General features: G+C 68.9%; 1 protein-coding gene. It reads right to left on the bottom strand.

Going from position 1 to position 357, the window contains the following annotated elements:
* Positions 1 to 357: hypothetical protein (locus ACLBXO_RS31800; protein ID WP_447687926.1), on the bottom strand; the 357-nt coding region annotated here is incomplete at both ends.

Below are 357 nucleotides of genomic sequence, written 5' to 3'. Positions count from 1 at the left end.
CGCCCTGGCCGCGGACCCGTAAGACAGGTTGAGGACAGTGACGAGGATCCCGACGCTCACGAGCACGCCGAGCGCGGCCGCGCCGAGCAGCACGGCGGTGATCAGCCGGTTGCGCCGCAGATCGGCGGTGGGCGCCCGGATGAGGTCCCGGTTGTGTTCGGCGAGACCGTTCCGCGCCGCCACCAGCTCGTTGTACATGTTGGTGATGGCGTTGGTGGACATGTACACCAGCAACAGGTGGACGACGAAGTCGTCGTCCGTCGTGGTGTTGAGGGCGGCCGCGATCCGCACCGCGAGCTGGCGCCCCCAGGGCTGGAGATCGCGGCCGTGGACCGACCGGTAGAACCGCTCGAGGTT

The sequence above is a fragment of the Methylobacterium sp. C33D genome, assembly GCF_053345825.1.
Note: the sequence above shows the minus strand (reverse complement) of the source record. Positions and strands in the feature narration are given on the sequence as shown.